Origin of the sequence: Methylocystis parvus OBBP (assembly GCF_027571405.1) — a bacterium.
Taxonomy (GTDB): domain Bacteria; phylum Pseudomonadota; class Alphaproteobacteria; order Rhizobiales; family Beijerinckiaceae; genus Methylocystis; species Methylocystis parva.
Genome location: NZ_CP092968.1, coordinates 2,224,568 through 2,245,663, shown reverse-complemented (window position 1 = coordinate 2,245,663; position 21,096 = coordinate 2,224,568). Strand labels below are relative to the sequence as shown.

At 59.1% G+C, this 21,096-nt stretch carries 19 protein-coding genes and 1 pseudogene; 12 read left to right on the top strand and 8 right to left on the bottom strand.

The window, feature by feature from the left end; genetic code table 11:
* Positions 1–2 precede the first annotated feature (2 nt).
* The 3 genes from MMG94_RS10920 (at position 3) to MMG94_RS10910 (ending at position 2,853) form a co-directional block, all read left to right on the top strand.
* Entirely contained in the window at positions 3–1,391 is a 1,389-nt protein-coding gene (locus MMG94_RS10920; protein ID WP_016920363.1) for a nitrogenase component 1, read from the top strand.
* A gap of 123 nt (positions 1,392–1,514) precedes the next feature.
* Positions 1,515–2,348, top strand: a complete 834-nt coding sequence (locus MMG94_RS10915; RefSeq protein ID WP_016920364.1) for a hypothetical protein — start codon at positions 1,515–1,517, stop codon at positions 2,346–2,348.
* A 19-nt stretch (positions 2,349–2,367) separates the two neighbouring features.
* Entirely contained in the window at positions 2,368–2,853 is a 486-nt protein-coding gene (locus tag MMG94_RS10910) for a NifB/NifX family molybdenum-iron cluster-binding protein (protein WP_016920365.1), read from the top strand.
* A 46-nt stretch (positions 2,854–2,899) separates the two neighbouring features.
* On the opposite strand, the gene MMG94_RS10905 is transcribed toward MMG94_RS10910, so the two are convergent.
* The 6 genes and pseudogenes from MMG94_RS10905 to MMG94_RS10880 all read right to left on the bottom strand — a co-directional run bounded on the left by MMG94_RS10905 (position 2,900) and on the right by MMG94_RS10880 (position 6,507).
* Positions 2,900–3,100: a CCE_0567 family metalloprotein gene (locus tag MMG94_RS10905; RefSeq protein ID WP_016920366.1), complete on the bottom strand. Its 201-nt coding sequence runs from the start codon at positions 3,098–3,100 to the stop codon at positions 2,900–2,902.
* A 12-nt stretch (positions 3,101–3,112) separates the two neighbouring features.
* Positions 3,113–3,580: pseudogene (locus MMG94_RS10900) on the bottom strand (NifX-associated nitrogen fixation protein).
* Entirely contained in the window at positions 3,573–3,986 is a 414-nt protein-coding gene (nifX, locus tag MMG94_RS10895; protein ID WP_016920368.1) for a nitrogen fixation protein NifX, read from the bottom strand. The pseudogene MMG94_RS10900 and the gene nifX overlap by 8 nt, the downstream one beginning before the upstream one ends.
* Positions 3,987–4,040: 54 nt before the next feature.
* On the bottom strand, positions 4,041–4,859 hold the full coding sequence (gene phnE, locus MMG94_RS10890) for a phosphonate ABC transporter, permease protein PhnE (protein ID WP_040579292.1): 819 nt from the start codon (positions 4,857–4,859) through the stop codon (positions 4,041–4,043).
* Positions 4,856–5,746: a phosphate/phosphite/phosphonate ABC transporter substrate-binding protein gene (gene phnD, locus MMG94_RS10885; protein ID WP_040579286.1), complete on the bottom strand. Its 891-nt coding sequence runs from the start codon at positions 5,744–5,746 to the stop codon at positions 4,856–4,858. The genes phnE and phnD overlap by 4 nt, the downstream gene beginning before the upstream one ends.
* 29 nt (positions 5,747–5,775) lie before the next feature.
* Positions 5,776–6,507: a phosphonate ABC transporter ATP-binding protein gene (locus MMG94_RS10880; protein WP_026016317.1), complete on the bottom strand. Its 732-nt coding sequence runs from the start codon at positions 6,505–6,507 to the stop codon at positions 5,776–5,778.
* Between the two features lie 375 nt (positions 6,508–6,882).
* Between MMG94_RS10880 and MMG94_RS10875 the strand changes: the two genes are divergently transcribed.
* From MMG94_RS10875 to MMG94_RS10835, 9 genes are all read left to right on the top strand, one after another.
* Complete coding sequence (locus MMG94_RS10875; RefSeq protein ID WP_244415377.1) at positions 6,883–7,917, top strand: D-alanine--D-alanine ligase family protein; 1,035 nt, start codon at positions 6,883–6,885, stop codon at positions 7,915–7,917.
* The gene (locus MMG94_RS10870) at positions 7,905–8,990 is read left to right on the top strand and encodes an ABC transporter substrate-binding protein (protein ID WP_016920373.1); all 1,086 of its coding nucleotides are present in this window, start codon (positions 7,905–7,907) and stop codon (positions 8,988–8,990) included. Before MMG94_RS10875 ends, MMG94_RS10870 begins: the two co-directional genes overlap by 13 nt.
* Positions 8,978–9,676 carry a GTP-binding protein gene (locus MMG94_RS10865; protein ID WP_016920374.1) on the top strand — a complete coding sequence of 233 codons (699 nt, stop codon included), beginning with the start codon at positions 8,978–8,980 and terminating at the stop codon, positions 9,674–9,676. The genes MMG94_RS10870 and MMG94_RS10865 overlap by 13 nt, the downstream gene beginning before the upstream one ends.
* On the top strand, positions 9,673–10,695 hold the full coding sequence (locus tag MMG94_RS10860; RefSeq protein WP_016920375.1) for an ATP-binding cassette domain-containing protein: 1,023 nt from the start codon (positions 9,673–9,675) through the stop codon (positions 10,693–10,695). Before MMG94_RS10865 ends, MMG94_RS10860 begins: the two co-directional genes overlap by 4 nt.
* A complete protein-coding gene (locus tag MMG94_RS10855) occupies positions 10,683–11,234 on the top strand; it encodes an NAD(P)H nitroreductase (RefSeq protein ID WP_016920376.1) in 552 nt (183 codons plus the stop codon). The genes MMG94_RS10860 and MMG94_RS10855 overlap by 13 nt, the downstream gene beginning before the upstream one ends.
* Before the next feature lie 217 nt (positions 11,235–11,451).
* Positions 11,452–13,146 carry a sigma-54 interaction domain-containing protein gene (locus tag MMG94_RS10850; protein WP_081495663.1) on the top strand — a complete coding sequence of 565 codons (1,695 nt, stop codon included), beginning with the start codon at positions 11,452–11,454 and terminating at the stop codon, positions 13,144–13,146.
* A gap of 222 nt (positions 13,147–13,368) precedes the next feature.
* Positions 13,369–13,818: a tRNA (N6-threonylcarbamoyladenosine(37)-N6)-methyltransferase TrmO gene (tsaA, locus tag MMG94_RS10845; protein ID WP_016920379.1), complete on the top strand. Its 450-nt coding sequence runs from the start codon at positions 13,369–13,371 to the stop codon at positions 13,816–13,818.
* A 1,298-nt stretch (positions 13,819–15,116) separates the two neighbouring features.
* Complete coding sequence (locus tag MMG94_RS10840) at positions 15,117–17,336, top strand: TonB-dependent receptor (protein ID WP_016920381.1); 2,220 nt, start codon at positions 15,117–15,119, stop codon at positions 17,334–17,336.
* A gap of 125 nt (positions 17,337–17,461) precedes the next feature.
* Positions 17,462–18,142 carry a Fe2+-dependent dioxygenase gene (locus MMG94_RS10835; RefSeq protein WP_016920382.1) on the top strand — a complete coding sequence of 227 codons (681 nt, stop codon included), beginning with the start codon at positions 17,462–17,464 and terminating at the stop codon, positions 18,140–18,142.
* Between the two features lie 189 nt (positions 18,143–18,331).
* Here the strand turns inward: MMG94_RS10835 and MMG94_RS10830 are convergent, their stop codons facing one another.
* Both MMG94_RS10830 and MMG94_RS10825 read right to left on the bottom strand, forming a co-directional pair.
* On the bottom strand, positions 18,332–19,969 hold the full coding sequence (locus MMG94_RS10830) for an efflux transporter outer membrane subunit (RefSeq protein ID WP_016920383.1): 1,638 nt from the start codon (positions 19,967–19,969) through the stop codon (positions 18,332–18,334).
* Entirely contained in the window at positions 19,969–21,093 is a 1,125-nt protein-coding gene (locus tag MMG94_RS10825; protein WP_016920384.1) for an ABC transporter permease, read from the bottom strand. Before MMG94_RS10825 ends, MMG94_RS10830 begins: the two co-directional genes overlap by 1 nt.
* Positions 21,094–21,096: the final 3 nt, after the last annotated feature.

Genomic DNA, 21,096 nt, shown 5'->3' with positions numbered 1-21,096 from the left:
TCATGGGTTGCGAAATCACCAAGCGCGAACGGGCCGGCGTCATCAATCCGATGTATGACTGCCAACCCGCGGGCGCGCAATATGCCGGCATCGGCATGAAGGACTGTATCCCGCTCGTGCATGGCGGCCAGGGCTGCACGATGTTCGTGCGCTTGCTGTTCGCCCAGCACTTCAAGGAGAATTTCGACGTCGCCTCGACGTCGTTGCACGAAGACTCTGCCGTATTCGGCGGACATCAGCGCATTCAGGACGGCATCCTGACGCTTGTCCGACGCTATCCCGATTTGCGCATCATTCAAGTCATCACGACCTGTTCGACGGAAGTCATCGGCGACGATATCGAAGGCAATATCCGGTATGCCGAGGAGCAGATCGAAAAGGAATTTCCAGGTCGCAAGGTCTATGTTGTCCCGGTTCATACGCCGAGCTTCAAGAGCAGCCAGGTCGGCGGCTATTCCGAATGCGTCCTCTCGACGTGGAAGAAAATCGCCACCGAAAAGGCTGCTCCGACCGGGAAGCTCAATATCTTTCCTGGTTGGGTCAATCCCGGCGACGTCCAGCTCCTGAAATATTACGCGAGCGAAATGGGCGTGGACGCGTCCATCTTCATGGACACGCAGGATTTCGATTCGCCAATGCTGCCGGACAAAACGATTCATACGCATGGACGCACGACCGTCGAAGACATCAAGGCGTCGACCGGCGCCAAGGCGTCGCTCGCCCTGGCGCGATATGAGGCCGCCAGCACGGTCGATTATCTCAAGAACGAATTCGGCGTCGAGGGGTCCACGATCTCCTCGCCTTATGGCATCGCGAATACAGACGCCATGCTGAAGAAAGTCAGCGAGATCACCGGCAAGCCCATTCCGGACTCGCTGGTGGAGGAGCGCGGCGTCGCGATCGACGCGCTCCAGGATCTCGCGCACATGTTCTTCGCCAATAAGAAGGTCGCGATTTTCGGCCATCCGGACCTTGTGATCGGTCTAGCGGAGTTCTGCATCGAGGTGGAGCTCGAACCCTCGCTTCTTCTGCTTGGCGACGACAATACGCGCTACAAGAAAGACCCACGGATTGTCGCGCTCAAGGAGCGCGTCAACTGGGACATGGAGGTCGTCTGCAACGCGGACCTTTGGGAGCTGGAGCGGCGGGTCAAGGACGATCCGACCAAATTCGATCTCATCCTCGGTCACTCCAAGGGCCGCTATGTCGCGATCGACGCCAACATCCCCATGGCGCGCGTCGGTTTCCCGACTTTCGACCGGGCGGGCCTCTATCGGCATCCGACGATGGGCTATCGCGGCGCAATGCTCCTCGCCGAGCAGATCGCGAATGCGATGTTCACGCATATGGAATACACCCGGAACCGGGAATGGATCCTCAACACCTGGTGAGAAATAGATGTGGGAGGCGGCCCGGGGCCGCTTCCCATTTTCCATTGCAATGAGGGTCTACCTTTGGGGTTCACGCAGAAACTTCTCAGTCAACCGACGATCGGATGGTCGAGGAATTTGCGGTTGCCGGAATATCGGCAGATCGAGCTTTATACCAAGCGAAAGGCGCTTGCCTTCCTCCCGACGCCGGCGACTGATGACGTCCCGTTCGACCGCATCGCCGCCGTCGCGCATGCGGCGCTGCTATTCGAAGCCACGCTCGCCGAAATCGTTCCGTCGGACCTGCCCCTGACAAGTTGGGCGCGATGCAAGGAACTGCCGAAGCGCACGCGCATCGAGAAGATCCTGGCTGAGTTGCATCGTATCCTGCGGATCGTCCGCAAGGTCTCATTCCATTCCCATGGCCACGCCGATATGCGCGACGGCATTATCTGCCTGAACGGCGCAATCGACATGGTGGCGCTTTCGCTCGAAATCACGGCTTCCGGCCTCGATCTCCTCGAGACGATGACGGCCTATTGGCTTGTCAACCGCGATGGCGTCTTCCCCGACGCCTACATCGAGATGACTCTCGGCGAATATTTCTGCGACCTCGTGGCGGAAATAAAGCGATTCTCCGACGAGGACCGCATCCTCTACCAGTTCCGGCGAAGTCCGGCCTTCAATCGCCACTTTCGCTTCGACTGCGATAATCCGAAGGTCGCTGCTTCAGACGGCAAGCTGATCTTCGAGATCGGCGAGCGCTACCGGGACGCAGCGCGATATTCCATCGACTTTTACCTCGTTTGGGACGACGCGCTTCATATCATCCCCGTCGAGGTCTTGAAGAACGGCGAACTCCATTGTGAGGAATTGCCGAAATGGCGAGCGCGGACGCCGGACGCGTTCTCTCTTCCGGCGGAATTCCGCACGCGTTTCGCACGAGAAAAAATTGTCGTTGGCCAACCGATGACGTGAGCGTGACAGGAGACTAAAAATGGATGCCCCTCATCTGCGGATCGCAATTACAACCAACAGCCTCGTCGAGCTCGACGCGAATTTCGCGGCGGCGAAGCAATTCGTCCTTTATGACGTTTCGGCGGAAGAATCCGAATTTGTCGACGTCGTGCACTTTTCCAGAGCCGGAAAGGGCAAAGCGAGCGGCGGCGGAAAAGCGAATAATGGCGGGCGCTGCGTCATGGACGATATGGAAAACGACGATGGGACAGGCAAGGATCCACTCGTTGAGCGTGTTTCCGCAGTGGACGGATGCGGGATACTCTTCACGCTCGGTCTCAGCGATCTTGCCGCCGTTCGGGTGAACGAACTGAAGGTTTTCCCCGTCAAGAGCGAACGCGTTCGCGCCATCGACGATGTGATCGCTCAGGTGCAGAACATGATGTCCGGCACGCAGCCTCTGTGGATGCGGCGCGCTTTGAGCCGGCGGAACGGAACGCCCTTGCAAGAGCAGACGGCGTATTGAGCGCCGTTGATTTTCTCAGAGCCGAACCTAGAAAGTTCTCTTGCCGTCAGGCCGCCTCTAGCTCCTTGAGCTTCTTGCGCGCCGCCTCCAGCGCCGCATAGGCGTCGTAGGTCTCCTGCGCAACCGAGATAATTGTGGTCCAGTTCAATGGCAACTCTTCAGACAGATCGTGCAAGTTCAACTTCATTTTCATGGCTTTGGCCGAGAGCTTCCTGATTTCGGCCTTAAGTTCATCGATGTCGCTCATGTCGCGCCTCCATTAAGATCGGGCCACGTCGGGGAATTTTTGAATCATCTCGACGCCCGCGGCGACAAGCTTTTCTCCATCGGTCGCAAGTTTCTCAAGATTTTCAAATCCGAATCAATGCACGTCGCGCAAATATTTGTTGACGACAATGAGACGGCCTGCGGCAAGGATCATGCGACCGAAGCCTTCATGGTTCATTTTCATCATGGGCTGAACCATGCAACCGGTACGGCGCTCGATCGCGAGGCCGACCGCATTATAGAAAAGTTCAAGCCGCCACAGGATCTCAGGATCGGGGTCGCCGATGATTGGGATCTTGCGGCGCTGCTCCTTGGAGAGAATATACGGATCGAGAAGGGTGAGGTCGGCCTTTTTCTCCCAGGCGCCATGGGTATCCTGAGCGCGCCAGACCTTGATGAGCTCCTTGATGAAGAGGCTTTCTTCCGGCTTCCGCTCCATCTGGGCGGCGGCCTCAGGCATTCTCTGTCTCCTCTTCAAAATCGAACGTACGCTCGCCGGTCTTCGACAGGACCTTGCGCAGCCATGGCGGCCGCGGCGAGCTCCGCATTGCGACTTGCAAATTATCGAGTAGATCGCCGATCTTTTCGGGTTGGGGAACCTTCAACGGATGAATGTTCTGCGAAACGACGCGCGTGGCGCCGGAACCGCCGATCGCGGCGACATAAAGAATCGAACAGCCCTTAAGCGCGGCGACCTTCGGCCCCAGCTTGTCTTCATCGCCGTCTTCTTGAAGGTCGCCGCCGAAGGATATCGACTCGATGAAAGTGTAGGAATCGACTGTGACCTCGTAGAAAGCTATGTTCTTGGCCCATCCGAAATGGGCGTCGACCCGTTCGAGGTCCTGAGTGGCGAATGCAACTTTCATCGCGTCTCCTTTAGAGTTAGAGGGCCTTTCAGCGAAAGATCCAGAGTGGATGGATCATAAAGCCAATAACCGCCGTCGCACTCTGGCCCCCAGCAAATTCACCGCCGTCACGACGATGAGCAGCAGGATGATCAAGGCGGACGCCTCCTTGTATTCAAACAAATGAAACGCCGTGACAATTTGGAGCCCGAGGCCGCCGGCGCCGATGACGCCCAGCGTTGTGGCCGCGCGCAGATTATGCTCAAAACGATATATTAATGCGTCGACAAGGCGCGGCACGGCCTGGGGGAGAACAGCGAAGCGAAACACCGCGAGCTCGGACGCGCCATGCGCTTTGAGCGCCGCTCCGGGCGATGGATCCACATGTTCCATCGCTTCGAAGAATAATTTGCCGAGCATTCCGGTAGAGTGCACGCCCAAGGCAAATGCGCCCGGCAGAGGCCCAAAACCAATCGCGGCTACAAATATCACACCCCAGATCAGCCCCGGCAGAGACCGTATCGCGTTGAGAAAAATACGGACGCTCTGCCGTATGAAAGGAGACGGGCCGATATTCTGCGCCGCGAGAGCTGCGAATGGTAGGGCAAGCGCTGCGCCGAGGACTGTTCCAGTAACTCCGGTCGCCAGGGTTTCGAGCAAGGGTCGCCCCCACTCCCGCCAGCGGGAGAAGTCCGGCGGCCAGGAATCTGCGGCGAGCTTCAACACGGTGGAAGGCGCGCCTTCATAGCGACTGAATTCAAAGCCTCCTGCAAAGCTGAAAGCGGTCGCACAACACAGCGCGGCGCCAATGGTGAAGGCATATTTGAGATGTTCGCGCCGGCGCCATTCCGTATCGATGACGTCGAATTCCGGCGTTGGGTTGATGTCGTTCATTTTGGGGCCCACGCAGTTTTCTGACTAACGGCTTGTATGTCGGCGACCCAGCGGCGAACGTCATCGACGTCTGAATCCTTCGCTGGAACGAAGGCCTCGGCCCGGAAGACCGCAAGCGCCGCCGCATCCTTCAGATTCAAAAAGGCGTTCCTTATCTCCGCTTTGAAGGCCGGGTCGAGGCCCGCGCGGAAGGTCCACATATATTCGGGGATCGGCGGCGAATCTTGCAGCACACGGACCTTGTCGGCTGGGATTTTCCCTTCTTTCAGCAGTCTGAGGAGGATCGGCTTGGAAATGCCGCCCGCCGCAACCTTCCTGTTCGCGACGGCAAGAGCGACAGCGTCATGGGCGCCGAGAACCTGCATCGTATAATCGCGACCCGATATGAGGCCTTCCGCCAGCAATTGCCAACGCGGAACCCAGGTGCCCGACGTCGACGCCGGGTCGCCAAAGGCGATTTCTCCGCCCCTCAAATCGCTCAATTTGGTTGCGGCGCTCCCGGCTGGAACGATGATTGAAGCTTGAAAAGTTGATCCGACGCCGGCATGGCTTGGTCGTGCGAAAGGTTCGAGCGGCGCGCGCTTCGATTGCAGAATATAAGTTACCGGACCCAGATAGGCGATATCGATGCGGCCAAAGCGCAAGGCTTCGGACGTTGCGGCGTAATTGGCTCCGACGACGATCTCTACCGGAATATGCAACGTGTCTTGAAGATAGGCGCGAAGCGGCTCGTTCAACCTCATGACCGTCGGCGCTGACTCCCCGGGTAGCAAACCCACGATCAGCTTCGTCGGCGGCCGTTCCTCCGCGAAGCCTGCACAGGCGTAATTGGCGATCATCGCAAGAACGCCCATGACAACCATTCGCCGTCGAAAAATCTGAGGCATGTCCCGCTCTCCTATTTTGGGTCGATCCTTCATAGATTGCTGTTGCCGCTGAAAACGTATCGTTCCGCCTCCTTGTCGAACAAAGTCGTGGGACCGTCGAAGGCGATTCGGCCGGATCTGAGACCGATGACTCTGTCGGCAAAGGCGCGCGCCAGATCGAGCTGATGTGTGACGAGAACAACTGTGCGGCCGGTCTCTCGCGTCGAGGCGGCGAAGAGCTCACAAAACCGCATCGCAAGCGGTCGATCTAAAGCTGAGAACGGCTCGTCCGCGAAGAGAAGACGGGGTTGTCGCGCCAGCGCCCGGGCGATCCCCACACGCTGCTGTTCACCGCCCGAAAGGTTTTCCGTTCGCTCGAACGCGCGGTCGAGCAAATCGACCTGGCGAAGGGCGTCCATGGCGCGCGCGCGCGCAACGCGCGACCAGGGCAGGAGGGAGAGGGGATGGCGCGTATCCACCAGGCCGCTCAAAACATTGTCTAAAGCGGGCAGGCGTCCGATCAGCGCGTTGCCCTGAAATATCGTCCCCGTGCGTTTTCGCATGCGCTCCCAAGTCGTAGGGCTCGACAAGGGTCCGAGGTCAGTCGCGTGGATCACGCCGCTCGTCGGCGTGATGCTCCCATTAAGAACATGAATCAGACTGCTCTTTCCAGCGCCGGAGGGGCCGACAATCGCCGTTATCTGTCCTTGGTCAATGCTCAACCGCGCTTTGTCCAGGATAAGACGTCCGTTGCGTTCCAGGCTGAGGTCCGTGACCGTCATGGACGCGCAGCGTAAATTTTCGCGCGGCTTGACATGCATGTTCATGACGGCTCCTGCGATGGGAATGCCGAGATGTCTCCTCGGCAATGGAGCCCATCCTTCGGTGAGGAGCAGGAAACGCGCCAGTGGCCGGCCCCGGCTGGAGGCGCTGGAAGTCAGGAGTTTAACGCGTTGTGGTCACCTATGGGCGTTCCACAATGTACGCCCTGGAGCCGCATCTGCTCCGCAATGAACGCGGGGTCTTCAATTACGTAGGCCTTTTGCGGGGTCCGATCGATTGCTCTGCGCATGCAGTCGGAGAACGCACGCGTCAACTTTATCAAAATCGCAGTTGGCGCGCTGCTTGCTCCCGGCGTCGTTGACAGAGGAGCGTCGATGCAGGGACAGGATCTTGCAAACGCGATGTTGAAACCGCCGAAAGCGACCGGGACGCGCATCTTCTTTCTCGCGCGTTCGGCGCCGCTCGCGCCGAATTACGAGCCAGCCTCCTTCCCCGGAGACGGAGGATATCCCGCTTATTATCATCGCATTTGGATGACCCTGCGGGAGCTTGGCTATGCGGTCGCGACGTCACGCGAGTTTCGAGCGCTCTACGCTCTCGGTTCATCCGTCGATCTGGTCTTCTCGCTCTATAATCGGGCGCCCTTCGACAATCCGGAGATCTTCGTCGCCTCCACATGCGAGTTTCTCCGCCTGCCGCATATCGGCGCCAAGCCGAACATACGCGCGCTCGCGGAGGACAAATGGCTAAGCAAAAACTTCGCAGCCGCCATTGGCCTGCCGGTGGCGCCGGGCGCAATCTTCTCTTGCGAACGGGATATCGGCGCGAACGCGCCGTTCGAAGGCCCGTACTTCGTCAAGAACCGTTTCGGCGCCGCGTCCGAGGGGGTGTCCGAGAGTTCGATACAGGAGGACTGGCGCGGCGTCGCTGAGGTCGCGAAGGCCTTCTTCGCTCGCGGCATGACGGTGCTCGTGGAACAATATGTTTCCGGAATTGACGTGACGGTTCCTGTCCTTGGGGGAGCCGAACCGATCGTCCTCGGCTTCGTCCAGCCAATCTCGGATCGCTTGGGCGCGATCGTCACCGAGGATCTAAAGCGAGACGATCCGCTCGGTTATCGGCTGATCGACGTCGGCGACCTTGAGCCGCTTCTGCGTGATGACGTTGGCGCCCTTTGGGCGGGCGTGGGAGCTGTCGACTATATGCGGCTCGATTATCGAATTGATCCGTCGACCGGCCGTCGAATTTTCCTGGAATTTAATTTGTGCTGCCATATCGGACGAAGTGGCGCCGTATGTCTTGCCGGGTCGCAATGGGGGCTCAGTCAAAAGGACATTCTGGGGCACGTTGTGGAATTTTCTCTACAGCGGCAGGCGCGAGAGCAGGAAACGCGACGATGGGTGCGCTGACGATTCCCCTCTCGGTCGAATTCGACCCCGTCCGGAGGTTTTTTGGAGATCCGGCAGCGCCGCGCGCCGCGCCGCGGGGCTGGGATTTTCTTGGATCTTGCCCTGTTCCCTTGCGGGCCCGGATGCGAGACAATATCGCGCAGATCGCCCAGCAGCGCATGGAGGCCGGCAGCGCCCTCAAATGCTGCCTGCCCATGGGGCAAGGCGGGCCGTCGCCGATGGAACGCCTGCGCTTCATCCGTAATCGCGAAGATTTTCCTAAGTTCCTGGTTTCCTCCGAGCACGGGAATGCGTTCAATCGCGCCTTTCACGCCGATTTTGTCGAAACCGGCTCCTTTGTCTCGCTTCAGCCACGTCGCGCAACCAAGATGTTTGTCGACGCTGGCTTGATCGACCCTAAAGCTTGGATTGGCGTTTACGCGGCAGCGCCCTTTGTGATGTTGATTGACCGCGAAAGGCTCGGTAGCCGTCCAATTCCGACCGCATGGGCTCAACTCTGCGATCCGATCTACCGTGGGGAAATTGTCTTTTCCGGATGGCGGGGCGGCGACCATGATCGCTGGCGTTCGTTCAATCTCTTTTTTCTTCTGGCCATGCTCAGATTGCTTGGCCTTTCGAGATACCGGTCGCTGCTCGAGAATGTCTCTCAACTAATGCATTCCGCGCAAATGCCGCGCTTTGCGGGAACCGCGGCTTCGCCCGGCGCAATTTATGTGGCGCCTTGGGCGCTGGCGGATCTGTGCCCGCGGCGCGATCGCACGATGGTGGTATGGCCCTGCGAAGGCGGACTTGCCTTCCCCCTTTGGCTCACGGCCCAAGCGGCGCATGAGCGGCGGGTTTCGCCATTCGCAGACTATTTGTTTTCCGAGGAAACCGGAGCTTGGCTCGATCGGAACCGTTATCCCTCGGTCGTTCCCGGGAAAGAGCGTTTCTTGCCCGAGAATGTGCGCCTCCACTTTCTTGGCTGGGACTATCTTCGCCATCGCGCGGCGGCGCATGACGCAAAACTTGCGGCCGCAATGTTCCACCACAGCCGGGAGCTCATGGGGGAGAACCTTCAATGCGCATTGTGACGGTTGCAGGGCCGCCCTCCGTCGGAAAGACCTCCGTCATCCTCAAGACGATTGCGGGGCTCGAGAGCGCGGCGGGTCACGTCGGCGCGGTTAAATTCGACTCGCTCTCCACTTTGGATGACGCTCTGTATTCCAGAGCCGGCGTGCCGATCGTGACGGGCCTCGCTGGAAGCCTGTGCCCGGATCACTATTTCGTCAGCAATATCGATGATTGCGTCGAATGGGGCCATAAATCGAACTTCGATCTGTTGATCGCCGAGAGCGCCGGCCTCTGCAACCGATGCTCGCCCCATATTCACGGTGTATTGGGCGTTTGCGTCGTCGATGCGCTTTCGGGCGTTCACACGCCGCGCAAGATCGGTCCCATGCTGAAGCTCGCCGACATCGTCGTCATCACCAAGGGCGACATCGTCAGCCAGGCGGAGCGGGAGGTGTTTTCCTACAATGTCCGTGCGGCGAATCCGCGTGCGGTGATTTTGTCGTTCAACGGAATTACGGGTCAGGGCGCGACAGAGCTTGGGCATCATTTCATCAGCGCTCCGAATGTCGAAAGCCTCGCCGGCAGCCGGTTGCGATTTTCCATGCCTTCCGCCGTATGTCCGTATTGCATCGGCGAGACGTCGATCGGCACGGATCACCAAAGAGGCAACGTTCGGAAGATATCTTTCGGGGGGACAGCGACATGATCGCCGATCTTCCCACACGTTCGCTCGGCGACTTGCAGGCGTTGCATCCGGGCATCGCCCATGTATTGAGGCTCGCCGATCCAAGCGAGCCGAAGCCCGACATGGACTTCGCATCCTGGCTCGAGACGCTGGATCTGACGAAGCTCAATCGCGCTGGCCTGAGCATCGAGAATTTATGCACCCATGTCGAGACGCTCGTTCGCCAGTCCGAGACCCTGAGAGGGCCGCTCGATTTTTCGCTAAAGGCTCTGTCTTTGATTGCAGGCGTCGACAAATTCGGCGGCGCTGAAGCGTTCGACCTCGAGATCGCCGTTGGCGAGATCGTTTGCATCGTGGGCCCGACGGGGTCGGGCAAGAGCCGGCTTTTGGCGGATATAGAATGCCTGGCTCAGGGCGACACGCCATCGAAGCGCAAGGTTCTGATCAACGGGGCGAAGCCCGATCCCACGCTACGATTCGGCTCCAATCATGGATTAATCGCCCAGGTCTCTCAGAACATGAATTTCGTCATGGATCTTGGAGTCGGAGAGTTTCTGACGATGCACGCGGAATGTCGACAAGCGACGGACGCGGACGGCGTCGTCGCGGATGTTATCGTCTGCGGCAATGAATTGGCAGGCGAACGGTTCACGGCGGAAACGCCGCTGACCCAGCTCAGCGGAGGTCAAAGTCGCGCCTTGATGATTGCCGACACGGCCTTGCTGTCGGCGTCGCCGATCGTTCTCATCGATGAGATTGAGAACGCTGGAATAGACAGGCGTCGTGCGCTCGATCTCCTCGTCGCGAGAGAAAAGATTGTCCTGATTTCCACGCACGACCCCATCCTGGCGCTCATGGGAGACAAGAGGGTCGTTATCCGACACGGCGCGATCGCCAAAATCATTCAGACAAGCGCGCGTGAACGCGCCTGTCTCGTGGAGCTGCAACGGCTTGACGCCCGTTTCACGGAAGTGCGCCAGCGTCTTCGCGTCGGGGAGACAATCGATGACGAAAAATTTGAGGTAAGATGGATGCGCTGACGCTGCTCTTAGAACGACGCTCATGCACCGCTTTGACGGAGCCTGCGCCCGCCGGCGAAGCGCTGGAGACAATCCTGCATGCTGCGCTTCGCGTGCCCGATTTCCAAAGGCTACGGCCGTTCCGATTTCTCATCGCGACGGGCGACGGACTCGAGCGCCTCGGCGAGATGATGGCCGAAGCGGCGTCCCTTTCCGGCCAGCCGCCTAACGTTATCGAACGCGCGCCGAAGATGCCGTTGCGGGCGCCAATGGTCATCGTCGTCGCGGCGGTTTATCGCCCGAGCACGGTCGTGAAACGGTTCGAACAAGAACTCAGCGCCGGATGCGCCGTCATGGCGATGCAGATGGCGGCGCTTGCGCAAGGCTTTGGCGGTATCTGGCGATCGGGCTGGCCAATGTTTGACAGAAATCTACACCGGCTGCTGAGCCTTGACGCGGACACGCAGATCGTTGGGTTCTTATATTTGGGAACGCCCGCCTCCGCGGCGGAAAAGCAACTGGAACGACCGGATCCTTGGCAATTCGTGGGGCGGCTGTAATCGGCGATTTGCGCGCCTTGTAAAATTGGCGGCTGGCGGCGGCGCAACCATCAGTTTGGCACAGATATTGCGTAATATAAATTGAATACATAGCGATGCTTGGCGCCTCGGTCTAATCGGCTGAGAGTTTTGCTTATCCTTCAGAGGGATAGGATATGTTTCGCTGAAGGCGCCGGGATGGCGTCGATAAATTCCGGGCAGCCCCTCAAATCAATGTATGGGCAGCCTGCGTATTACGACGTCAACAAATCGGTTGGCAGCAAGGAAGGATGTCGCCGTGGCGAAGGACTTCAATGCGGAGGCTTCTCGGCCTCTGACGATTGAAAACAACCGAAAGAAATTTGAACCCCATATCTGCGATTGCGATTTGGGAGAATGCCGCACCAACGTGCTTCCTTTCATGAACGAAATGGGTCGAATTTCTGTCGGCGCCGAAAATCTGGGGGAGACCCTGCAAATACTTCTCGAAATGCTCCAGAAGCACATGAATGTCGTGCGCGCGATGGTGACGCTATTCGAGCCCGGATCGGGCAATATATTTATTCACCAAAGCTTCGGATTGAGCGAAGAAGAGCAGGCGAAGGGGGTTTACTTCCTTGGCGAGGGCATTACCGGAAAGGTTGTCGAGACCGGACAAGCTATCGTCGTTCCCCGAATAGGCGACGAACCCAGTTTTCTCGACCGTACCGGCAGCCGAACAAAACCAGCTGATCAGAAGCTCAGCTTTATCTGCGTCCCCATCGTGCGAAGCAAGAAAGTGCTCGGCACAATAAGCGCGGAGCGCATCTATGACGACGCCAGGCTGCTTAAAATGGATGTCGAGGTTTTGTCGATTCTCGCCACGATGACGGCGCAAGCGGTCGAACTCTATTTGCTGGAAAACGTTGAAAAGGTCGCGCTTGAAAATGAGAACAGGCGCCTTCGAAGCGCCTTGAAAGCCCAGTTCAAACCAACGAACATCATCGGCAACTCCAAGCCCATGCAAGACGTGTACAAGCTGATCGACCGCGTATCACGCACGAAGACGACCGTTCTCATTCTCGGCGAGAGCGGCGTCGGTAAGGAATTGGTTGCGAGCGCCATCCATTATAATAGCCGTGCGTCGAAAGGCCCGTTCGTAAAATTCAATTGTGCGGCGCTCCCCGAAAGCGTCATTGAGAGCGAGCTGTTCGGACATGAGAAAGGCTCCTTCACCGGCGCCGTCGGTTCTCGAAAGGGACGTTTCGAAGAGGCGCATGGCGGCACGATTTTTCTGGACGAAGTCGGCGAACTTTCCCTGCCGGTCCAGGCCAAGCTCCTTCGCGTCCTTCAGGAAAAGACCTTCGAGCGCGTGGGCGGAAACGCTCAGATAAAGGTGGACCTGCGGATCCTCGCCGCAACGAACAGAGATCTTCCCGAGATGGTCGAAAAAGGAACTTTCCGGGAGGACCTCTATTACCGTCTGAACGTCTTTCCGATTACGATACCGCCTTTGCGGGAGCGCGGAAACGACATCATCGCATTGGCGGACCACTTCGTCGGAAATTTCGCGCATTCGCTCGGAGTTGAAATAAAACGAATCTCCACGTCAGCCATAAATATGCTCTTGGCGTATCACTGGCCAGGGAATGTGCGCGAGCTTGAAAATATCATCGAGCGGGCGATAATTCTCTCAGACGACGGCGTGATCCATGGATATAATTTGCCGCCTTCTCTGCAAATGCCCATCCTTGAAGAGGTCGAATCCAAGGGTACGCTCGAAGCGCGCCTCAGCGCGATTGAATATGAAATGATCGTTGAAGCGCTCAAGGTTCATCACGGCAACACGACAGAAGCCGCCAAATCTCTTGGCCTGACCCGACGCATTCTCGGATTGCGCCTCGCCAAATATAGTCTCGATCACAAAAACTTTCACGCACACGCTCAGGCGTAAAGCGCGAGAAGCCTGTAGAACGGGCAGCAATCGCAACTTGCAGATTAATCGCAGCTCCGAATAATGACGGCTTTGATCAAGGCTTCTTGCCCTTGCAATGCGAGATGCTCATAAAAAACGAGAATTGTTTCCGAGAGGCCGCGACGATGCATCGTTGCGCCTCCTATTCCTGCCGGGAACGAGTATAGTCTGGAGCCGATCATATGAGCCAGGTTCGACCCTATGAATAGTGACAATGAAATCCGTCCCGGAGAGGTCGTCGTTCCCTGGCGAGCTACCGAGGATGCGGGCATCGCCTTTATCGGAAGGATAGAAACCCCATGGAAAACCCGAGCCGATTGCCCGCGACAGGGGCAAATGGACGGCCCGCTCTGTCAAATCATACTAGATGAGATTTGGCGAGAGGCCCTGACGGGGATCTCGCGCTACCCGCAGCTCGAAGTAATTTACTGGCTTCACCTCTCCCGGCGCGATCTCGTCCTGCAATGCGCACGACAGGACAAGGTCCCGAGAGGCACTTTTTCGTTGCGCTCGCCGCTCCGACCGAACCCGATCGGGACATCAGTTGTCAAATTAGAGGCAGTTCAAGATTGTAGGCTTGTGGTGCGCGGGCTCGATTGCATTGACGGCACGCCGCTACTCGACATCAAGCCGGATCGCCACGCTTTTTGACCGTTGTTGGGATTCATCGTGAATTTATCACGGTGACGGCGATGTGGATCAAGGCGGCGAAGCTTTGATAGGTTTTGTCGGTGCGTAGCGCATGCGTTTGAACTCCTTAAGCCTGCCGAAGAAGTTCTGGCTCGAAGCCCCTCTTTTGCGCCTGTTCATGACGGTGGACTTTGACGAAGGTGGCGCTAGCCATCGCGTATTCCATGAAAGTTGGAAACGTCACTGTCCATGGATTTCGATTCTCTTTCAGAGACTGGGCCGGCTTATGGGCGACTCATGAGAATGCTACGCCTGCGTACTCGTTCTGGAAATTCGTACAATTTCGTCCATATGAGTCACTGGCGCCGCAAGGCGCATATCGCGACTCAAATCTATATTCTACGAGGAAAATAAGGAAGTACGCGGCCCGCATGCGACAGGCGCCTGCTGAAGAATCGATGCTTTCATTTGCTGGCACAGGCCTTGCGGTTTCAAGGAATGCACAGCGTGAAACAATCCGAAATTCTTGCGCTCCGAACCGCACTGGCCTGCGCTCATAATTATGAGACGACGAAATCGGGCTACGCGAAATTAGAGTCAGACGCAACGCCAGGAGGGCGTTCCTTCGACGATCCTCTGATCGCGTTGCTATCTATCTGCAGCGACGTTCTTCATGTCACGCGCGATCCAATCGGTTGCGTAGGAAGCCTTTGGGACGCGCATAATCCTCTCTCGATCGATGCAGATCTCTGTCGCCTCGGGATGACAACTAATCTGCCAGAGACAGAGGTCGTCACGGAGGTCGACAGAGGACAGCGATATCGGGCCTCCTGTCAATCCGATCGATCGCATGCGGCTCTACGGCGTCAAATCGCGCAATTGAAAAGCAAGAAAGGAGCGCTGACATGACCAAGGCATCGCAAATATCTTTTCGGGCGCTCTATAATTCTTTTCCAGACGCATTCACGCCAAGAGGCGGAGGGAGGTCGGCTGCCGCCCTGAGTTTTGCAGCGGCTTTGACGCCGGCCGGCTGCGTTCCAGTCTTCGCGCAGGACTCCCAATCCACGCCTTTGCCGGCTGTAAGAGTCGAGGCGCCGGCGGAGAGGCCGCGCGCGGCTCCTCCGGCGGCGCCGAAGCCCGTCGTGGCCCAAGCGCATCCCGCACGCCATGCGCCGAGCCGTCAGGCTGTCGCGGGCCAGCGCCGTACCGTGGCGGGGCCGGCGACGGTTGCGGGGCGCGGCGGCGCTGGAGCGGATGGGCGACCGGCTGCCGCCGGGGCGCCCGCTATCGGCTGGAGAGCGCCCTATCAGACAACCACTGTGGAATCATCCAAATTCACTTTGCCGCTTTTAAACACGCCGCAGTCGGTCACTGTCATTCCGCAAGCGGTCATGCGGGAGACGGGTTCGCGCTCCCTCTCGGAGGTCTTGCGCAACACGCCTGGCGTCACTATCGACGCCGGCGAAAACGGCTTCACCGCGAGCAACAATTTCAGACTGCGCGGCTTCAACGCCACAAGCGACATTTTCATCGATAATTCGCGCGACAATGGCAACTATACCCGCGATATGTTCAATACTGAGAGAGTCGAGGTCTTCAAAGGCGCGGCCGCCGATAATGGCCGCGGCAGCGCCGGCGGCTATGTCAACCTCGTCACCAAAGCGCCCATGCTTGCGAATTTCGTTTCGGGCGAAACGTGGTACGGCTGGGACCACTATAATTCCGAGTCGCGCAAGCGCGGAACGATCGACGCTAATTATGTCGTTGCGCCGAACACGGCGATCCGTCTCAACGCCATGGTCGAGAACAGCGGCGTGCCGGGACGCGAAATCGCCTTGAACAGGCCCTGGGGCGTCGCGCCCTCGATCTCTTTCGGGCTCGGCGCGGATCTACGCGCCACCTTTATCTATGAGCATCAAGAGCGGCGCGACCTTCCCGATTGGGGCGTCCCCGCGGCTTCCGTCGCCAATATGGTCCGCTCGGATCCGATCGCCATGATGGCGCCGCGCGATACATTTTACGGATTGAGGCGCGACTTCGATAATGTCGACGCCAATTCGGCTGAGGCGCGGCTCGCATACGACATTCTGCCAAACGTCACCATCAGCAACCAGACGCGCTGGTCGCAGGTGCGCCGCTTCGCCAATTACACGCTGCCGGGCGCTCCGGCCGGCGGGGCGCCGCCTGCCTATGTGGCGGCGACGGGGATGGTCACGACGCAGAACCAGTCTTACGATCGCACAACCGCGACATTGACCAACCTCACTAATCTGTCCGCCAAGTTCGATACGGGGCCATTCAGGCATGAACTGTCGACCGGAATCGATTATTCTCTCGAACGATCCTTTTCGTATCGCTTCAACGACACTCAGGGCTCCACTTTTATATTCTCTCCCGATCCGGATCGCTTTCAAACACCCGCAATCCCGTTGAACACCAACAAATTGGGGGCGGAAACAATCGCCGGCTATGCCTATGACTCGATCCATTTGCACCCGCAATGGATTCTCACGGGCGGCGTGCGAGTCGAGGGCTATCATCTCGCGATTGGAATGAAGGATTTGGCGGGCCTTCCGACCGGCAACTATGATGGTTACACAAATTCCGCAACTACGGTAGGCGGCAAGGTCGGCGTTGTCTACAAGCCGATCGAGAAGGCGAGTCTCTATGGGGCGGTCGGGTGGTCCAATGAGCCAGTGGGCGCCAATTTTCTCAACTCTGCCGATATTTCCCGCGGCGATGATCGCGCCGTGGTCACTCTCGTGCCGGGATCGCAGCCGATACGAATGGTCAATTATGAAATCGGCGGCAAATGGGACGCGTTCGACGGGCGCCTGTCCACGACATTGGCGCTCTTCCACACCGTAAAGACCGTGCCGATCACCGGATGCTTCGGCAATCCGCCCGGCCTTCCCGGGGCAGGTTGCATCGGCGGGGCGGCCCAGCCCATCACTCTAAAAGGCTATGGAGACCAAATCGCGCAAGGCGTTGAATTCGGCGTCTCCGGCAATGTCACCGACAACTGGCGAATGTTTGGCGGCTTTCTGATCATGCGCACCGAGCAGAAGCATGCCTTTTATCTCGACTGGTTCCGCATGGCGGCAAGCCCTGGCGACTATCCGGTGTTCGCGCCGGGGGTCGACGCGCCGGCCGCGTTCTTGAACGGCTTCTATCGTAGGGGCACGAGTGGCGATGAACTCGCCTTTGCGCCGAATGTCACGGGCAATCTGTGGACCACGTATCACCTGCCGGAAACGCCTGTCACCCTCGGCGGGGGGCTGAATTATTCCAGTGAGTCATGGGCCGGCCGGCAGGACTATGGGGACCGCATCGTTCCAAACGGCCGGTTTGGCAAGCTTCCGGGCTATTTCATCGTCAATCTGATGTCGTCCTTTGAACTCTACAAGGATGTTGTCCTCAGCCTCAATATCGACAATGTCGCCAACACGAAATACGCAATCAGCACCAACTACGGCGCTCAACGAGTCATTTTGGGGACGCCGCGCGCCTATCGCTTCAGCGTAAGCTTTCGTTTCTGATCGCTTCCGGGCAGATGGGTCGGTCCCGTCAAACGGTGGAGCCGCCGCATCTACCGCAATTCTCGCCGCGTCTTTTTTGTCGTAACCAAAATCCGAAGCGGCGGGCGGCATCTGGAGGGGCGACGATGATCGTGGTGATTCCCGATGTTTTGTCGGTTGCGGAAGCGCGGCGCTGTGTGGAGAAGCTCGAAAAAGCGGATTGGCGCGAGGGGCGTTACACCGCCGGTCCGCTCGCCGCGCGGGTCAAAGATAATCTGCAACTCGCCGACGATGATCCGCTCGCCACCGAGATTGGCGTGCTGCTGCTCGAACGTCTCGCCGTCATGAGCCGCTTCGTCGCCGCGGCGTTGCCCCTGAAGGTCGTGCCGCCGCGATTCAATCTTTACGCCAGCGACGCCTCCTATGGCGACCATATCGACAGCGCCGTTTTCGGCGTGCCGGATACGTCGATCCGGATTCGCGCCGACATGTCGGCGACATTGTTCCTCAGCGACCCCGACGAATATGACGGCGGCGAATTGACCGTCATGGGCGAGTTCGCGCCGCACCAGGTCAAATTGCCCGCCGGTCATATGGTTCTTTATTCGTCGGGCGCCGTCCATCATGTCGAGCCGGTGACGCGCGGCGCGCGCTTCGCGGCCTTCTTCTGGATTCAAAGTCTCGTGCGTGAAAACGATCGCCGAAGCATGTTGCTGGAGCTCGATGACACGATCCAGGCGCTCGCCGCCGATACGCCCGACAATCCCGCAGTTGCGCGGCTCACGGGGCTCTATCACAATCTACTGCGCGACTGGGCCGTCACGTGACGCCGGAGTCCGATAATTCGTTTCGCCGTTCGACAAGATTGTCGGGCGCGATTGGGAATGTTGGCCGACCAATGAACGCGACCTTTGGTCCGCCTACAATTTCTTTTATCGCGTCAATATTGGTGAGGCTGTTACTCACGCGACGACGGTAGAGCCGACTAGCGGCGCGCTGTGAACCCAGAGCGAGTATTAGTTTGCCGGTCTTCCTGGCGGCATGGGCGCGGCCTCGTAATCCGGGGGCAGCAGCAGGGGCGTTTCTCCGGCCGGCGTCGGCAAGGGTAGATTGGCGGCGGGCGGCGGGGTTTGCGCCGGGAGCAGATTGCCCCAGTCGGTGCGATTCATCATCCCCGCCTGCATGACTTCCGGAACGATCGGCTTGCCGTGGCCGATTTCCCAGCCGCCGCCCAGAGCCTTGTAGAGCGCGACGAGATTGGTCGCGATGGACGAGCGCGTCTCCGCCAGGCGGTTTCGCTCGTCGAGGAGCCGCGTCTGCGCGTCGAGCACGCGTTGGAAATTTTCGGCGCCCTCGCGATACTGGATGAAGGAAAGCTCGACCGCGCGCTGGGCGGCCTCGACTGACTTTTGCAGGGCCGCGGCGCGCTGCTGCCCCTTGAGGAAAGCGATGAGCGCATCTTCCGCCTCCCGCGCCGCCTTGATCACGATGTCCTGGTAATTGACCAGCGCCTGCTGGAGGCGGGCGTCCTGGGCGCGGATGTTGTTGGCGATGCGCCCGTAGTTGAGGATCGACCACCGGAAGCTCGGGCCGGCCGTCAGGAACAGGCTGCCGGGCGCGAAAATCTTGCCGAGATCGGAGGCCTGCACGCCGATGTCGCCGAAGAGGAAGAAGCGCGGGTAGAGGTCGGATTCGGCGATGCCGATGCGGGCGCTTTCGGCTGCGGCGTTCATCTCGGCGGCGCGAATGTCCGGCCGCCGGCGCAGCAACTCGGCGGGAACGCCGACGCTCACGCGCGGCGAGGCGGAGGGGATTTTCTGCGCGCCATGCAGACACTTCTCGATGCCTCCCGGCGGCTGGCCAAGGAGAACGCTCAGAGCGTTTTTCGCCTGCTGCAGGCCAGTCTGAAGCTCGGGGATCGAGGCGATCGTGTTCTGCAACAGGGCTTTCTGTTGGGCGACGTCGAGCTCGGAGGTCGCGCCGGCGCGGAAGCGCGCCTCGGCGATCTGCAGGCCGTCCTTCTGCAGCCGAACGTTTTCCTGCGCGATCTCGAGCAAAACTTCGAAGGTGCGGATCGTCACATAGGTGCGCGCGACTTCCGCGGTCAATGAGACGAGCGCATTGTCGTAATCCGCGATCGTTCGCATCATGCTGGCGTCCGCCGCCTCGACGCCGCGACGGTAGCGGCCCCAGAAATCAATTTCCCATGTCGCGTCGAAGCCGATCGAAAAATCCCCGAAAGCGTGTTTCGGCAGATTGGCCTTGTTGGCGGCTTGCTCGCTGATCTTGTTCCAGGTGGCCGCCCCGGAGCCGCCCTGGTCCTGCGGGAAGAGCTGGCCGATGGCGATGCCGAGCTGGGCGCGCGCTTCGAGAATCCGTAGGCCCGCAATCTGCACCGGGAGGTTCTGTTCCGCCGCGAGGTGGACCAGCCGGTCCAAAGTCGGATCGTGGAAGGTCCGCCACCAGTCGCTTTTGATCTCCTTGTTGGCGACCCGCTTATCGCCTTTCTCGATCCAGTTGTCCTGGAGGGCGGCCTCGGGCGGGTTGAAATCCGGCCCCACCGCGCAACCGCCGAGGGCGAGCGCGAGACCAAGGGCCGGGAAGGCGCCCTTCTGTTTGGAAGTGGCGAAAGCCTTGAACGAGCGCCTGCGCATTATTTGGTCACCGCGATGGATTTACGGAACAGCGAAAGGCTGTAGCTGAAGAAAGCGAGGCCGATGGCCCCGACCATGGCGAATTGCGGCCAGACGGCCTCGATCCCGCCGCCGCGATAGATGATCTTCTGCGAGAAGCTCACGAAGTGCCGCGACGGCAGGAAGAAGGTCATATATTGCAGCCAGGCTGGCTGGCTTTCGACAGGCGTATTGCCGCCGGAGAGCAACTGCAGCACCACGACGACCAGAATGATCAGCAGCGCGAATTGCGCCATGGACTGCGAGATGGTGCCAAGGAAAATGCCAAGCGCCGTGGCGAAGAAGAGATAGAGAAGCACGCCGGCGAACCAGAGCGGGATGGAGCCGGCAAAGGGCACTTCGAGCGCCTTCATCACGATCAGATAGAGCGAAGCCGCGGTCGCCAGCAGAATGACGAGACTGTTGGCCCATACTTTCGCCATGGCGATCTCGAAGGCCGAGAGCGGCATGACGAGGAGATGCTCCAGCGTGCCGTGCTCCCGCTCGCGGATCACGGCGGCGCCGGTCAGGATGATGGTGAGCATCGTCACCTGATTGATGATGCCGACGACGCTCGCAAACCAGGAGGTGATCCCGTTCGGGTTGAAGAGCCGGCGGATGACGAGATTGATTGGTTGCGGCGTCGCGCCGCTCGCGCGGCTGAAGAAGGAGGTCACGCGCTGATTGACGATGTTTTTTATGTAACCGGCGCCGATCGCCGCCTGCTGCATGGCCGTCGCGTCGATGCTGAGCTGGACATCCGGGTGGCGGCCTTCGCGCAGATCGGATTCGAAGCGCGGCGGGATGGTCACAACGAACATGAAGCGCCCCTCGTCCATCGTCGTCTCAACCTCGGAGGCGTCGATGAGCTCCGGCTCCTGAAAGCGTGGCGGATAGAAGGCGTTGATCAGCTCTTTCGACAGAGCGGAATGATCCTCGTCGACAAAGGCGATCGACGCGTTGTTCACCTCGCTCGAGGTGCCGGTCGCCTGGATATAGATCGTGCCGGTGAAGGCGTAGGCGACGAAGAACATCATCACGAGGTCGCTGCCGAGGCTGCGCAGCTCCTTGATCCCGAGCCAGAAGATGTTGAGCAGGGACTTCATCGC

What these genes read in the sequence shown, in the direction of transcription:
- MMG94_RS10920 (WP_016920363.1), top strand. Translation starts at nt 3, where the DNA reads ATGGGTTGCGAAATCACCAAGCGCGAACGGGCCGGCGTCATCAATCCG.
- MMG94_RS10910 (WP_016920365.1), top strand. Translation starts at nt 2,368, where the DNA reads ATGGATGCCCCTCATCTGCGGATCGCAATTACAACCAACAGCCTCGTC.
- MMG94_RS10905 (WP_016920366.1), bottom strand. Translation starts at nt 3,100, where the DNA reads ATGAGCGACATCGATGAACTTAAGGCCGAAATCAGGAAGCTCTCGGCC.
- nifX (WP_016920368.1), bottom strand. Translation starts at nt 3,986, where the DNA reads ATGAAAGTTGCATTCGCCACTCAGGACCTCGAACGGGTCGACGCCCAT.
- phnE (WP_040579292.1), bottom strand. Translation starts at nt 4,859, where the DNA reads ATGAACGACATCAACCCAACGCCGGAATTCGACGTCATCGATACGGAA.
- phnD (WP_040579286.1), bottom strand. Translation starts at nt 5,746, where the DNA reads ATGCCTCAGATTTTTCGACGGCGAATGGTTGTCATGGGCGTTCTTGCG.
- MMG94_RS10880 (WP_026016317.1), bottom strand. Translation starts at nt 6,507, where the DNA reads ATGACGGTCACGGACCTCAGCCTGGAACGCAACGGACGTCTTATCCTG.
- MMG94_RS10875 (WP_244415377.1), top strand. Translation starts at nt 6,883, where the DNA reads ATGCAGGGACAGGATCTTGCAAACGCGATGTTGAAACCGCCGAAAGCG.
- MMG94_RS10870 (WP_016920373.1), top strand. Translation starts at nt 7,905, where the DNA reads ATGGGTGCGCTGACGATTCCCCTCTCGGTCGAATTCGACCCCGTCCGG.
- MMG94_RS10865 (WP_016920374.1), top strand. Translation starts at nt 8,978, where the DNA reads ATGCGCATTGTGACGGTTGCAGGGCCGCCCTCCGTCGGAAAGACCTCC.
- MMG94_RS10860 (WP_016920375.1), top strand. Translation starts at nt 9,673, where the DNA reads ATGATCGCCGATCTTCCCACACGTTCGCTCGGCGACTTGCAGGCGTTG.
- MMG94_RS10855 (WP_016920376.1), top strand. Translation starts at nt 10,683, where the DNA reads ATGGATGCGCTGACGCTGCTCTTAGAACGACGCTCATGCACCGCTTTG.
- MMG94_RS10850 (WP_081495663.1), top strand. Translation starts at nt 11,452, where the DNA reads ATGGGCAGCCTGCGTATTACGACGTCAACAAATCGGTTGGCAGCAAGG.
- tsaA (WP_016920379.1), top strand. Translation starts at nt 13,369, where the DNA reads ATGAATAGTGACAATGAAATCCGTCCCGGAGAGGTCGTCGTTCCCTGG.
- MMG94_RS10835 (WP_016920382.1), top strand. Translation starts at nt 17,462, where the DNA reads ATGATCGTGGTGATTCCCGATGTTTTGTCGGTTGCGGAAGCGCGGCGC.
- MMG94_RS10830 (WP_016920383.1), bottom strand. Translation starts at nt 19,969, where the DNA reads ATGCGCAGGCGCTCGTTCAAGGCTTTCGCCACTTCCAAACAGAAGGGC.
- MMG94_RS10825 (WP_016920384.1), bottom strand. Translation starts at nt 21,093, where the DNA reads ATGAAGTCCCTGCTCAACATCTTCTGGCTCGGGATCAAGGAGCTGCGC.